Source organism: Spirosoma endbachense, from assembly GCF_010233585.1.
Lineage (GTDB): Bacteria > Bacteroidota > Bacteroidia > Cytophagales > Spirosomataceae > Spirosoma > Spirosoma endbachense.
This window is the reverse complement of record NZ_CP045997.1, coordinates 130,293-144,528: the sequence shown is the minus strand read 5'-3', so window position 1 is coordinate 144,528 and position 14,236 is coordinate 130,293. Positions and strand designations below refer to the sequence as shown.

The 14,236-nt window shown below is 48.0% G+C and carries 8 protein-coding genes; 4 read left to right on the top strand and 4 right to left on the bottom strand.

Annotated elements, in window-relative coordinates:
• Positions 1–125: 125 nt before the first annotated feature.
• The 3 genes from GJR95_RS00460 (at position 126) to GJR95_RS00450 (ending at position 9,368) form a co-directional block, all read left to right on the top strand.
• Positions 126–914: a hypothetical protein gene (locus GJR95_RS00460; protein ID WP_162384014.1), complete on the top strand. Its 789-nt coding sequence runs from the start codon at positions 126–128 to the stop codon at positions 912–914.
• A 140-nt stretch (positions 915–1,054) separates the two neighbouring features.
• A complete protein-coding gene (hemH, locus tag GJR95_RS00455) occupies positions 1,055–2,116 on the top strand; it encodes a ferrochelatase (RefSeq protein WP_162384013.1) in 1,062 nt (353 codons plus the stop codon).
• 1,156 nt (positions 2,117–3,272) lie between these two features.
• Positions 3,273–9,368 carry a hypothetical protein gene (locus GJR95_RS00450; protein WP_162384012.1) on the top strand — a complete coding sequence of 2,032 codons (6,096 nt, stop codon included), beginning with the start codon at positions 3,273–3,275 and terminating at the stop codon, positions 9,366–9,368.
• Between the two features lie 101 nt (positions 9,369–9,469).
• Here GJR95_RS00450 and GJR95_RS00445 read toward each other — a convergent pair whose 3' ends face one another.
• The 3 genes from GJR95_RS00445 to GJR95_RS00435 all read right to left on the bottom strand — a co-directional run bounded on the left by GJR95_RS00445 (position 9,470) and on the right by GJR95_RS00435 (position 12,064).
• Complete coding sequence (locus tag GJR95_RS00445) at positions 9,470–10,057, bottom strand: carboxymuconolactone decarboxylase family protein (protein ID WP_162384011.1); 588 nt, start codon at positions 10,055–10,057, stop codon at positions 9,470–9,472.
• An 86-nt stretch (positions 10,058–10,143) separates the two neighbouring features.
• Positions 10,144–10,698 (bottom strand): peroxiredoxin, encoded by a 555-nt coding sequence (locus tag GJR95_RS00440; protein WP_162384010.1) that lies wholly within the window; start codon positions 10,696–10,698, stop codon positions 10,144–10,146.
• Positions 10,699–10,990: 292 nt separating this feature from the next.
• Positions 10,991–12,064, bottom strand: coding sequence for a hypothetical protein (locus GJR95_RS00435; protein ID WP_174260176.1), 1,074 nt, complete (start codon positions 12,062–12,064; stop codon positions 10,991–10,993).
• 205 nt (positions 12,065–12,269) lie between these two features.
• On the opposite strand from GJR95_RS00435, the gene GJR95_RS00430 reads away from it, so the two are divergent.
• Complete coding sequence (locus GJR95_RS00430) at positions 12,270–13,253, top strand: OmpA family protein (RefSeq protein ID WP_162384009.1); 984 nt, start codon at positions 12,270–12,272, stop codon at positions 13,251–13,253.
• A 72-nt stretch (positions 13,254–13,325) separates the two neighbouring features.
• Here the strand turns inward: GJR95_RS00430 and GJR95_RS00425 are convergent, their stop codons facing one another.
• Positions 13,326–14,234: a DMT family transporter gene (locus tag GJR95_RS00425; protein ID WP_162384008.1), complete on the bottom strand. Its 909-nt coding sequence runs from the start codon at positions 14,232–14,234 to the stop codon at positions 13,326–13,328.
• Between the last annotated feature and the right edge of the window lie 2 nt (positions 14,235–14,236).

The window sequence follows — 14,236 nt, the reverse complement described above, 5'->3', positions numbered from 1 at the left end:
AATCAGGATGTCGAACATGGTGTATTGGCATCCTACATAATTAAAATTGATGCAAAAATAAATCTTATCGAACCAAACAACAGCCCTATGTTCTATTTTTGTTAAAGAAACTATTTCTCTATCTCATGAGGCTCTATCCCTTCCTTTTATTTTTTGCGCTTATAGGTGGGACTATAAGTTTCGCTCAGTCGAAGAAATCGGCAAACCCACCCGCTCAGGGCTTCGATCTGGCTGGTTCAGACCCCAAAGCGGTGCAACTTGCCGATCAGGTCATGCAGGCTATGGGCGGTCGCAAAGCCTGGGACAATACACACATGGTTGCCTGGAATTTCTTCGGGGCACGAAAACTCGTGTGGGACAAATGGTCGGGCGATGTGCGCGTAGATAATCTGCGTGACGATCAAACTATAATTTTGAACATCAATAACGATAAGGGCAAGGTATTTCGTGGCGGCAAAGAACTCACTGATCCCGATTCGGTAGCGAAGTATGTCAAACAGGGGAAAGGAGCCTGGATCAATGATTCATACTGGCTTTTTATGCCCTTCAAACTCAAGGATTCAGGGGTAACGCTTAAATACCTGAATGAAGATAATACGAAAGAGGGTAAACCGGCCGATGTGATCCAGATGACATTCAAAAATGTAGGCAATACGCCTGACAACAAGTATAAAATCTGGATCGATAAGCAATCTCACCTGGTGACTCAATGGGCACACTATCCTAAATATACCGACGAACAACCACGCTTTACGCTTCCCTGGGCTGACTACCAGCAACATGGTGGCATTTTACTATCGGGCGAACGTGGCGAACGCGACATAACGGATATTATGGTTTTTACGGGATTACCGGGCGAAGTCTTTAGTGAGTTTACCCGGACCGATCTAAGCAGGTATCCGCAGGCAAAGTAATTTAGGAAAGACATAATGCCGTTCTGTTACAGGACAAGCTTTACCTTTGTAAGTACTAAGCTGACTTGTTCCAAAGACCAACCGATGTTTTGTAATGGCCGGTCAGCAAACTAATTTCTAACATTACGGTTTTCCTTAAGATGGAATCACCTGTTTTACAACCACCCGTTGCCACGGTGAAAACAGTAGGCAAAACGGGCGTTCTACTTGTTAATCTCGGTACACCTGATAGTCCGTCGGTACCCGATGTCCGAAAATATTTACGCGAATTTCTAATGGATAGTCGCGTTATCGATATTCCCTATATCCAGCGATTTTTCCTCATCAATGGTATTATTGCACCTTTCCGGGCACCTAAATCAGCCAAAGTGTACAAACAATTATGGTCAGAAACGGGCTCACCTTTGAAATACTACGGAAATGTTGTTGAACGGCAGTTACAAACTGTACTAGGCGACGACTATGTTGTAAAGCTGGCGATGCGCTACCAGAGTCCGAGTATTCAGGCGGGTCTGGACGAATTTCAGCAGTTGGGTTTACGTGACATTGTCGTGGTTCCATTTTTCCCACAATATGCATCAGCATCAACGGGATCGGTATACGAGAAGGTGATGGACATTGTGAAAACCTGGCAGGTAATTCCAGCCGTTCGATTTATTAACCGGTTTCTGGAACATCCTAAATTCATTGAGGGCTTTGTTCAATTGGGCCGTAAATACATGGCTGCCTACGACTACGACCACATTATTTTTAGCTACCACGGCCTACCCGAACGCCAGATTACCAAAGGCGATGTAGCTCATACGGTTTGTCGTTTCGGTACCTGCTGTGAATCATTTCATGCCCAGAATCAGCATTGTTACCGGGCTCAATGTTTTGAAACAACCCGCCTTCTTGTTCGCGACCTAGGGATACCGGAGGGAAAATATACCACCTGCTTTCAATCCCGGTTGGGCCGTACGCCCTGGATCAAGCCTTATACCGACGATGTTATTCGCGAACTTGGTGCCAAAGGAGTCAAGAGTGTTCTTGCGTTCTCACCATCTTTCGTGGCTGATTGCCTGGAGACAACCATTGAGGTTGGCGTTGAATACAAGGAGCTATTCGAGGCTTCTGGCGGCAAACACTGGCAGCTGGTAGAAAGCCTGAACGACAATCCATTATGGATCGAAACGCTGGTTGATCTGGTTAAGTCAGCCTAATATCAATAAGCCTATAAAGTGAACACCCCATCACTGCTAGTGATGGGGTGTTCTTGCATAAAGCCAGTTATTTTATTGAATTGTGAGCGTTTAAAGGATGTTACCGTAGGCTGATAATCGCAAAGTGGTCCTAAAACATACTTTTTTGTTTAAGTCCTCTTCGTAGTGGATGGCTGAGCGTGTATTTAAGTTGACTTACCGTTTAACCCTATACTGATGAGGACCTGTTTAGGACCCCTCGTCTCTGGCTTACTCAAGATCACCCTTACATATGTTACTTTTATATAGAAAAGATATATTTATGCTTTCTGACAAAATCCATGCCATTTACTAAGATTCTATAATAATCTCTTCAGGTATAGCATATGTCACAAATTGCAACTATAAATATGTGCTTACTATTGGCAAAATAGCTAGTTCTATTTGCTCTTTGTCTCCTCAGATTTCACATATTACCTACTTGAAACAAAGCGTGCCTGGCTTGAACTACAACAATCCTATAAAGTTCACCGTCAGGCCAGTTAGTTCAGCTGATTGAGCAAGATATAAGCCCAAAATCGCCTTTTTCGCGTAATAAGGCTACCATTTATCACTTCTATAGAAGCCATTATCCGTTTCATTTTTTGGAAAATACCGCCCATAAACAGTACTCCATTCATGAAACTATAAGGTTAGCTCTATTCTGGCCCTAATTAATTTGATTTCAAGCAAATCCAGCCTTTAGAAGGTTCAGATTAACAATAAATTAACCAGATTGTAGCTATATATACAATTTTAATAACTTAAATGGTCATTTTTCAGTTAAACTTCCCATTAGCAACATTAAACACTATTAAGACTACTTAATTATCAAAGTGAATAAAAGAGATAGTACTTTATAAATGGTCACAAAAAATAAAAATAGTACTGGCACTCACCATTTAGCCAGAATTAGCGAATACTCTTAAGTTAACGATTTTATAAACTTATTAATAAATAACTAATTAAGTATATTCTCAAATCATTAATTATTTCTTACCATTTCTTACAAAACCGGTACAAATTTTGCTACGGACCTATCAGTGCCTAGTCATAGGCTTGCTTACCAACTAGCTTTATCCAACTTATTATGAAATTAATCTTTTACAATCTGAAAAGATGTATTACCGGATACTCTTTGAGCTATTTTTGCCTACTGTTTCTGCTAGCACTCTCCTCGTACAGCCTACCTATTATAAAAAAGCCACCGGGGCGTAGGCTAGTTAGTGTTACGCCCCGGCCGACTCCAGTTAATTTATTTACGTATCATAATTTCGCTAATCTATCGGATCGGCAAAGCCTTTCACCCACTGATAATGATCCGATCCGGTTTAGTCTAAGTATCAATAAGCAGTCGATCCGGCTGGGCGAAACCATCGATCTGACGATCAAAGCCGAACTGCTATCAATATCCCCGAATTTACTCTTTCATCTACCTGGTTCCAATACGTATCGATTAAAACTTATACTCCCTGCAGGTTTTGAACAAACAGGAGGTGACTTTGTCGATTATATCGGCGCCGAGTTATCTTATCCAGCGCGGACTGAAGCAACGTATCACATTATTGGGCATTTTTCAACGATAACACCTGGCACTTCTTTCCGGCTATTGCGTAGCCATGGTCAGGCCGATGCACAGAGCTTATTTGTAGAAAAAGCGTTAGTTAACCTAAAAGAGTTAACCACTCAAAAGGCAGCGCTTCGCGAACCTGCTAACGATGCCAATAACCAGACTAATTCTGCTTCACCAACCTTATACGTTCTTACGGATAACGTTGTTACCGACAATACCGCTAAAGGAGCAAGGGTTGCCAGTCCCGATTACCGAGGCTTTCTGGAGTTTGCCAACTGTGATGTTATTGGTGGCTGGGCCATCGATGTGAACTCTCCGAAACAATCGGTAGATCTGGACATTTACATCGACAACGCTAAGGTAGCAACGATCAAGGCCGATCAAAACCGGTCGGATGTTGCCAGGACATACAATGTGAGTGGTTTTGAATTATACGGCTACCGCTGGAGTCTGCCCGAAAAGTACAAGGCCAATAAAGCCCTGAAAGTATCGGTACGGTATGCCAATACCAACACGGATTTAATCCAGAGCCCAACCACTACCCCCGTTTGCCCTGGGTCGTCCCCTGGAACAGATCCATCTGATCCATCTGGCACCCCTAATTATCGAGGATTCTTAGAATTTGCGAACTGTGATGTCATTGGTGGCTGGGCTATAAACCTCAATGCGCCCAAGCAATCCGTAAATCTGGATATTTACATCAATGATGTTAAGGTGACGACCATCAAAGCCGATCAAAATCGTACGGATGTCTCAAAGTCGTTCAATGTCAGCGGATTTGAACTATACGGGTACCGTTGGAATTTACCCGACCAGTACAAAAATAACTCGCCCCTTAAAATTGCGGCTAAAGTAGCAGGAAGCTCCTTTGAATTAACCCAGAGCCCGTTGTCAACCCCGAGTTGTCCCGGATCGTCTACCCCTACCTGCGCTTTTGATGTATCGGTTAATTCAGTCAACGCTTCTTGTGGAGGATCGGTGACCCTGAACGCTACCTGTTCAGGACCCAACTGTGATCAGGTCAGTTATAACTGGAGTGGCAATGGTGTTAGCCAGCAAGGACAAACCCTTAACCTGACGGCTCCCTCCACCAATGGAACCTATACGTATACGGTTACCGCCACTCGGCCGGGTTGTGCCAGCAAAACCGCGACGGGAACCGTCACCGTTAGTGGCTGTAGTACACAACCCTCCTGCGCTTTTGATGTGTCGGTCAGCCCGGTCAATGCTACTTGTGGTAATGCGGTAAGCCTGAACGCCAACTGCTCAGGCCCTAACTGTGATCAGGTCAGCTACAGCTGGAGTGGCAATGGCATCAGCCAGCAAGGACAAACCCTTAACCTGACTTCACCGTCGACCAACGGCACTTATTCCTACACTGTCACGGCCACGCGCAATGGCTGCACCAGTAAGACTGCCGTTGGGGTTGTCACCGTCACGGGTTGTAGTAGTGCTTCCACTCCCGAATACCGCAGCTACCTCGATAATGCCAACTGTAACGCTCTCAATGGCTGGATCCTCGATACCAAAGCCACCCAGAAATCCCAGAGCGTCGATGTCTACATCAATGGCACCAAAGCCACTACCCTGCTGGCCGACCAGACACGAACCGATGTCGCTCTGGCCTACAACACCAATGGCTTTGCTCAGTTCGGCTATAGCTGGTCGATTCCCGACTCCTACAAAACCAACACCCCCCTCACCATCGCGGTGAAGGTGGCAGGCAGCACCTTTGAGCTGGCTCACAGTCCCATCACCACCGCCAGCTGTCCCAGCTCGACCTCCACGGCTAGTTGTGCCTTTGATGTGTCGGTCAACTCGGTGAATGCCGCCTGTGGGAGTGCGGTAAGTCTGAACGCCAATTGTTCTGGACCCAACTGTGATCAGATTACCTATAGCTGGAGCGGCAATGGCATCAGTCAGCAAGGGCAAACCCTCAGCCTGACCGCGCCCTCCACCAACGGCACTTATTCCTACACCGTCACGGCCACGCGTAATGGCTGCACCAGTAAGACGGCGGTCGGAACCGTCACCGTTGCGGGTTGCACGCCAACCCAGAACTGCGCTTTCGATGTGTCGGTCAACTCGGTCAACGCCACTTGTGGGAGTGCGGTAAGTCTGAACGCCAATTGTTCTGGGCCTAACTGTGATCAGGTCAGCTACAGCTGGAGTGGCAATGGAGTTACCCAGCAAGGCCAAACCCTCAACCTGACCGCCCCATCGACTAACGGAACCTATTCCTACACTGTCACGGCTACTCGCAATGGTTGTACCAGCAAAACCGCCGTTGGGGTTGTCACCGTCACGGGTTGCACACCGACCCAGAATTGCGCTTTCGATGTGTCGGTCAACTCGGTCAACGCTACTTGTGGAGGAGCCGTAAGTCTGAACGCCAACTGTTCAGGCCCCAACTGTGATCAGATTACCTATAGCTGGACTGGGAATGGCATTAGTCAACAAGGCCAGACGATCAACTTCACAGCGCCCTCTACCAATGGTTCCTACTCCTACACCGTCACCGCCACTCGAAACGGTTGTACCAGCAAGACCGCAACGGGCACTGTCACTGTCGATGGTTGCACGCCCACTCAGAACTGCGCCTTCGATGTGTCAGTCAACTCGATGAGCGCCACTTGTGGAGGAACGGTAAGTCTGAACGCTACCTGTTCAGGACCCAACTGTGATCAGGTCAGTTATAGCTGGAGCGGAAATGGAGTCAGCCAGCAAGGTCAAACCCTCAATCTGACGGCTCCATCCGCCAACGGCACCTACTCCTACACTGTCACGGCCACTCGAAACGGCTGCACCAGTAAAACCGCCGTTGGGGTTGTTACCGTCACAGGCTGTACTCCTCCACCTACATGTGCTTTCGATGTGTCGGTCAACTCACTGAGTGCCGCCTGTGGGAGTGCGGTAAGTCTGAATGCCAACTGTTCAGGTTCTAACTGTGATCAGGTCAGCTACAGCTGGAGTGGCAACGGCATCAGTCAGCAGGGACAAACCCTCAATCTGACCGCGCCCTCTACCAATGGTTCCTACTCTTACACTGTCACGGCCACGCGCAATGGCTGCACCAGTAAAACCGCCGTTGGGGTTGTCACCGTCACGGGTTGTAGTGCTCCCACTCCCGAATACCGCAGCTACCTCGATAATGCCAACTGTAACGCTCTCAATGGCTGGATCCTCGATACCAAAGCCACCCAGAAATCCCAGAGCGTCGATGTCTACATCAATGGCACCAAAGCCACTACCCTGCTGGCCGACCAGACACGAACCGATGTCGCTCTGGCCTACAACACCAATGGCTTTGCTCAGTTCGGCTATAGCTGGTCGATTCCCGACTCCTACAAAACCAACACCCCCCTCACCATCGCGGTGAAGGTGGCAGGCAGCACCTTTGAGCTGGCTCACAGTCCCATCACCACCGCCAGCTGTCCCAGCTCGACCTCCACGGCTAGTTGTGCCTTTGATGTGTCGGTCAACTCGGTGAATGCCGCCTGTGGGAGTGCGGTAAGTCTGAATGCCAACTGTTCAGGACCCAACTGTGATCAGGTCAGCTACAGCTGGAGCGGCAATGGCATCAGTCAGCAAGGGCAAACCCTCAGCCTGACCGCGCCCTCCACCAACGGCACTTATTCCTACACCGTCACGGCCACGCGTAATGGCTGCACCAGTAAGACGGCGGTCGGTACTGTTACCGTTGCGGGTTGCACGCCAACCCAGAACTGCGCTTTCGATGTGTCGGTCAACTCGGTCAACGCCACTTGTGGGAGTGCGGTAAGTCTGAACGCCAATTGTTCTGGGCCTAACTGTGATCAGGTCAGCTACAGCTGGAGTGGCAATGGTGTCAGTCAGCAAGGCCAAACCCTCAACCTGACCGCCCCCTCCACCAACGGCACCTATTCGTACACTGTCACGGCTACTCGCAATGGTTGTACCAGCAAAACCGCCATTGGGGTTGTCACCGTCACGGGTTGCACACCGACCCAGAATTGCGCTTTCGATGTGTCGGTCAACTCGGTCAACACTGGCTGTGGAGGAGCCGTAAGTCTGAACGCCAACTGTTCAGGCCCCAACTGTGATCAGATTACCTATAGCTGGACTGGGAATGGCATTAGTCAACAAGGCCAGACGATCAACTTCACAGCGCCCTCTACCAATGGTTCCTACTCCTACACCGTCACCGCCACTCGAAACGGTTGTACCAGCAAGACCGCAACGGGCACTGTCACTGTCGATGGCTGTACGCCACCATCTAACGAGGATTACCCCATCTTAAATAGCCCTCAACCAGATGATAAGCGGCCCGTATTGCAGAATGAGCGGGTTCGGGTGGCCATTGATCTAGGCGTTGGTGGTGTTGTTCGCGAAGTAACCGATCTTCAGGTGGGTGAAAACATGATTAACTGTTATGTTAAATCAAATGGAAAACGGGATCCAGGCCGCGACGATCAAATTTCGCTCTATGGTCTCCCCGATGCTAATACCGGATGGACTCAGAATGGGAAACGGGTATTAGACGACATAGGCTATAACCCCGTACAGGGAGGTAGCATTGCTGGAGACTACTCGCCGATTCTGGGATATGGACGTACGGATAAAATGCTTTACTGTAAAACACGTGGTATGCACTGGGGCTTGAGTAACGAACCCGGCGACTACATCGTTGAGCAATGGATTCGATTGGAAGGCAACGTCGTAAAACGACATGTCCGAATTACAGGCAGCCGTCCAGACCAAACCAAGTATGCAGATTCACGCCAACAGGAACTTCCCTGTACGTATACCAGCAGCATGTACTACCAGTTCTATGTGGTGCAGGGCGATCCGTATACCAACGCTCCTCTGGTTAATGTGAACGCGATTCCAAATATTGGCGGAAGTGGCAAAAGCTTCAACCAATATAATTATCAGGGACATATGGGGCCTTATGACATCAGTGCCTCAGAGCCATGGATCGTCGCTGTCCGGCCCAATACAAACCGGGGCCTTGCCCTGCATACCCCTTACTCGAACGAATTCAAGGCGGGTCTGTTCGATAGCCCTGGTATTGGCCCTCCTGAATCGATCAATGCAGGCTATATTGCCAACACCGTGAACATGATTCTGGACCCAAATGGCGTATATGAATTTGACTTCAATGTTGTCGTGGGTACGCTGGATGAAATCCGCAGTACAATCAACGGACTGCCCCGTGCAGAAACCAAGCCTAATTATGTATTTGCCAATAGCCCAACACGCAAGGGGTTCACGTATCGTAAAGGATATGATCAGGGATTCCCGGTTGGTGATGAACTGGTAATAACCCCAACCGATCGGCGCTTCCGGCTGTCGTCGCCCCAAAAAGGCTATAAAACAGCTGAGTTTGGCACGATTTACGTTCGGATGCGGGCTATTACGCCAGAAACGCAATTATCGCTTGATTGGAAGAAGATTGGTCAGTCGGAGCTGGAAGCGGAGCAATCCAATCAGAAAATCCAGTTCAATATCATACCCGACAACCGGTATCATACCTATGCAATCCCGGTGAAAAACAGCGCTCAGTGGAATGGAATTGTCAATTCGTTTACCATCCGCTATATAAACCCATCCGAATCTGGGATCCAGGGACAGCAATTTGGGGTGAAATGGATTTCCGCAACTGATCTGGGCGATCAATAAGAGGACGCAGTAAAAACGCGTAAGGGGGATAGAAGAACAATGAGGCTTGATGCTTCCGTTCTTTTATCCCCCTTACGCGTTTATGACTCGTATGATTATCCTTACAAAACGGTGATCAACCCTTTGATCACAGCCGCTAACCGGATCGCATCAAAAACACGTGGCTCACTGGCACCGTGTTTCAATACACTTTCTTCGTGCGACCGAACGCAAAGTTCGCAGCCATTGACGGCCGACACCGCCAGACTCATCAGCTCAAAAAACTCCTTACCCAGCACCGGATTCATCATAATACTCATCCGAATTCCGGGTTGAGTTTGCTGATAATAATCTTTGCTGACAAAGTGCCGGAACCGATAAAATACATTGTTCGTGCTCAAAAGCGATGTACAGGCAACTGTTTCAGCAACCTCGGCATCAGAAGCACCCTCCTGTTTAGCAACCGTTGTCAGGGAATCGATCAGCGGCTGGTATTTTTCATTTACAGCGATCGACAGAGCTAATAACAGCGCTTCTTTTTTGGTCAGCGTCTGAGTGCTGTTCAGGACGTTGCCTACGTTGATTTTCAGATCGCGCAGGTAGCGATGGTCCGCCTGAGCTAATGCCTCCAAAACAGGATGCTCGCCGGTAGGTTCGAGACCGACCAGACCCAGCAACGACGTAACGGTTTCGTTTTGTGTAGTTGTCATGATTGAATTGTCGACTGACTGACTGGCTGAATGATTGGAGGAATTCAGAACTCAATCATTCAGCCAGTCAATTAGTCAATCATTAATTAAGCGGTCAGCGTAGCTTCGCCTTTCTGCCAGTTGCAGGGGCACAGTTCGTCCGTTTGAAGGGCATCAAGCACGCGGATTACTTCGTTGACGTTACGACCAACAGAAAGATCATTAACGTTTACCCAACGAACAATACCCTGTGGATCAACGATGTACGTAACACGATACGCAACTTTTTCGTTGGCTTCCAGAATACCCAGCTCTTCGGCCAGTGATTTCGATGTATCGGCCAGCATCGGGAACTTCAGACCACGCAGATCGTCGTGGTTTTTACGCCATGCCAGGTGAACGAATTCGCTATCGGTTGAAGCGCCGATTACCATCGTATCGCGATCCTGGAAATCGTTAAACTTCTTGTTGAATTCAGCAATTTCGGTTGGGCATACGAAGGTGAAATCCTTTGGCCACCAGAACATCACTAACCACTGATTCGCATTCTTGTGATCGTCCGACGAAATTTCGTAGAACTCGTTGTCTTTATCGAGCGAAACAACAGCCAGTTTTTTAAAATCCGGAAATTGCGAGCCAACAGAAATAATTTGATTTTTCATAGAATCAATTCAGGTTGTATATCAGTTCAAATCTAATTCAAATGCAAATTAAGGGAGTGTTCTTCTGGAAATGATATTGTTTTTATCGATGAGTGATAGATAGAACAACACCATTTGTGAGTAATTAAAAGGCATTCAGACGATTAGTAGCAAATTGGATAAAACAAAATGAATACCCTTCTTTAAAGAATAATACTAATAGGCAGGAATGTTCTATTTATAATTTTACTCATAAACAAAAAAGCCAGATTAGTGACGTCACTAATCTGGCTTTTGCCGGATCTATCGAGTGTCAGGCCGCCATCCGCAACTGCGAATCCTCATCGGTGGTAAGCATAGGCACAATGAGCGTATTCATTCGCTCCCGCACAAAGCTTTCCTGAAGATAAGAAGGTAGCTTGGCAACCAACTGTCGATAAGCCTCAACCCCAAGCGCTTTGGCAATGTAAGCCTCATGAACGGCATTGACATGCGCTACAATATTCACCAGACTTTGATGAAAGAGCTTGACATCGATCTCAGAATCGACAAACCGTTCTATTTCCCGGTTGGTCGATGAAATACGAAGTCGGCTCAGCATGTCAAAATAGGTGGTATACCCGATCTGTTTTGCCAGTTGCTTATATTGCTCTACACTAAACTTCTGCAAAATCTCGCCCGTTTTAGGACTACGCAACGCTGTTTTCGGATTCGTCTGAATGGCATTGCGTAGAGCCTTGATACGCTGATCGCGGGTGGTTTTAAGAAACTGAGCCAGTTCAGCCTGAACAGATCCTTCGCGCGACGGCAGCAACAGATCGGTTTTAGACGCAACAGAGAAGCGTTTGGCCATTGGCAGCCGCTGAATTCGGTAGCTATTGATCGGACCCAGTGCATAATAGCCAATAGAAGCCGGATAATAGCCCCGTACGACCATATTACCAATCCGCTTACGGATCAACTCTTCATTGCTGACATTGACGCCCTGTACGGCCAGAAACGCCCTTGCACTAAACAGCGCGCTATAATAGGCTTGCGGAAAAGTCCAGTGCAATGAGCTTTGCAGGTATTGTTCATCGTTAACAACCGGCGTAATACGCAGGGCGTATTCGGCGCTCCAGCTGTTTAGCAACAACTTCTCCAATGCTTTATAACTGGCGTCTGTTACAGTCCCGTGGAATTGCTGAAAAATCGGAAACTTCGATACATCGAAAAGGTCGTTCTGGTGCTGGATATGGTAATCCATAGCAAAAAAATGGTTCAGAAACACCTGTGCCGGAATCGACTTCCGCCAGTTGTCGTCGAGCGGCAAATTGCCCGCTGAATTCGGTGCAAGGGGTGCCTGAGCGTTCGGGGAATGCATCGTCACGTTAGTTATCTGTGTCATATTTTATTAACGAAAAAAGTGTATTTGACGTTCATTTTTCATCAACAATTTTCTATATATAACATAGTCATAATCAAGAAGTTATGCAGTATTTTTTGCCTCTTAAAAATACTTCAAAAACAAGCGCATTCTCATCCGTACATCAGGTTGTTTTTTACCGGAATGAACGTACTTTTGGGCTTTCTTTTCGCGTTGTTTCTTGACAATGAAACGAACCTATTCACTATTTTTTGCCAGTTTCCTGTTCCTCAGCAGTTCTCCGTTTATCACGAGTTGGGGGCAGTCGAAACCTCAGGCGGTTACAACCACGGCACCAGTTTCTCTTTCCATGGAAGGAACAATTGTTGACGATGCCACACGCGAACCCATTACCGGGGCAACGATCTCGGTTAAAAATCAGTCGGGTACATTCAGCGATAAACAGCGGACGGGTCAGGACGGTACCTACCGGCTCATTCTCAGCAAAAATGAGGCTTATCATCTTTCAGTGGTAGCCAATGGCTATGAACCTTACGATCAGGAATCAGCGCCTACCTCGGCTTATACAAATAGAATTTCCAAACTTATCAGCTTGTATCGCCTTGGATCCAAGCCTGTAGCAGCTACTACTAGCCCTGTCGTATCGGCTTCATCCAGTCCAAAGCCAGCCAAAACGGAACCGGCACAAACCGCATCATCGACCTCGTCAAACACGTCGACTCCACCGGTTACTCTCCCAACCGTGGCCGTAACCAGTAACCGATCGGCGGGTAGCAGCGTACCACCCCCAACTGAGCGGCTTACGCCCCCAAAAACGCTCGATGCCAAGGTTACCTATACGCCACCACTGGTTGTAGCGCCTAAAGGCAAAGCCACTCAATTGCGGGCACTTCAATTTGTACAGAGCAAGTCTGAACTGCTCCCAGACGCCCAGCCGATGCTGGAACAGGTGTTGCAATTTATGCAGCAGCACCCTACTGCCGAGATTGAACTGGCCGGCCACACTGATAATCAGGGCGATTTCGACAAAAATGTTGAGTTGTCGAAAGAGCGGGTGGAGGTTGTGAAAGCCTATCTGGTACAAAGCGGCATTTTAGCCAGTCGCATCACAACACGCGGTTATGGGCCTACGCGCCCGATTGCCAATAATAACTCAGAAGCAACCCGCAAACTCAACCGACGGGTAGAAATGATTGTCCTGAAACAGTAGACAGACTTCAGTAAGCAATTTTCAGTTGGCAGTACTAAATCTTTATTTCCTATTCTGCCTACTGAAGACTGCTTACTCTTTCCTGCTTACAGACGATTTTTCCCGTCCAAGCCACAACCCGCAAATTACCAGTGCCGTACCCACCACGGTGTATAGGGTGATCGGCTCACCCATAAGCAGATAGGAGTACATAAAGCCAAAGATCGGACAGAGAAACAGCCATAGCGATGCCCGGATGGGGTCTTGCCGCACCAGAAAAAACCATAATTGCAGGGCGGCTACCGATACAGGTAAAATGAGCCAGAATACTGACGCCCAGAATCGCAGGTCATAGTGTGATGAACTAAACGCGTTTGGATCGAGTACAGCCATCAGACCTGTAAACGGCAGCAGTAGTAAGCCCCCTAAAAGTACCTGCCAGCCGTTGATCACAAGACTGGGCAATCGCCACTTAATTCGCGCATAATAGACAGTTGCCGCCGAAACAGAGATCATCCCTCCCAACAAAATCAGCAACCCGTCGACAGTAGCATAACTATTCAGGAGCAGTGGATAGGTGGCTATACCGATACCCAAAAGGCCTAGCAATAACCCGCCGATTTCGCTCCACTGCGGTATTCGGCGCAACCATAGAGCGGAAAGTAAGGCGATAAACAGCGGGTTGGTAGCCGTCGATAAGCTACCAATACCCGCCGATACCTGTTTCATCGCCAGTACGAACGCGCCGAGGTAGAGAGTCGTGTTCAGGAGAGCGAAAATGGTTAACTGCCGCCATTCGGTAGCCGTCGGCCAGGCTTTTTTCAGACTACCTGTACTGCCACGCTGAATGCCATAGGCATACAGGAGCATTCCGCCACCGGCAACGAAAAAACGAACATTAGCCAGAATGAGCGGATGAACCGATTGTACACCGAATTTTGTAGCAGCCGAAGCCGAGGCCCAAAGAGCCGCAAAGAGAAGACCGGGAATGAGTTGTCGCAAAA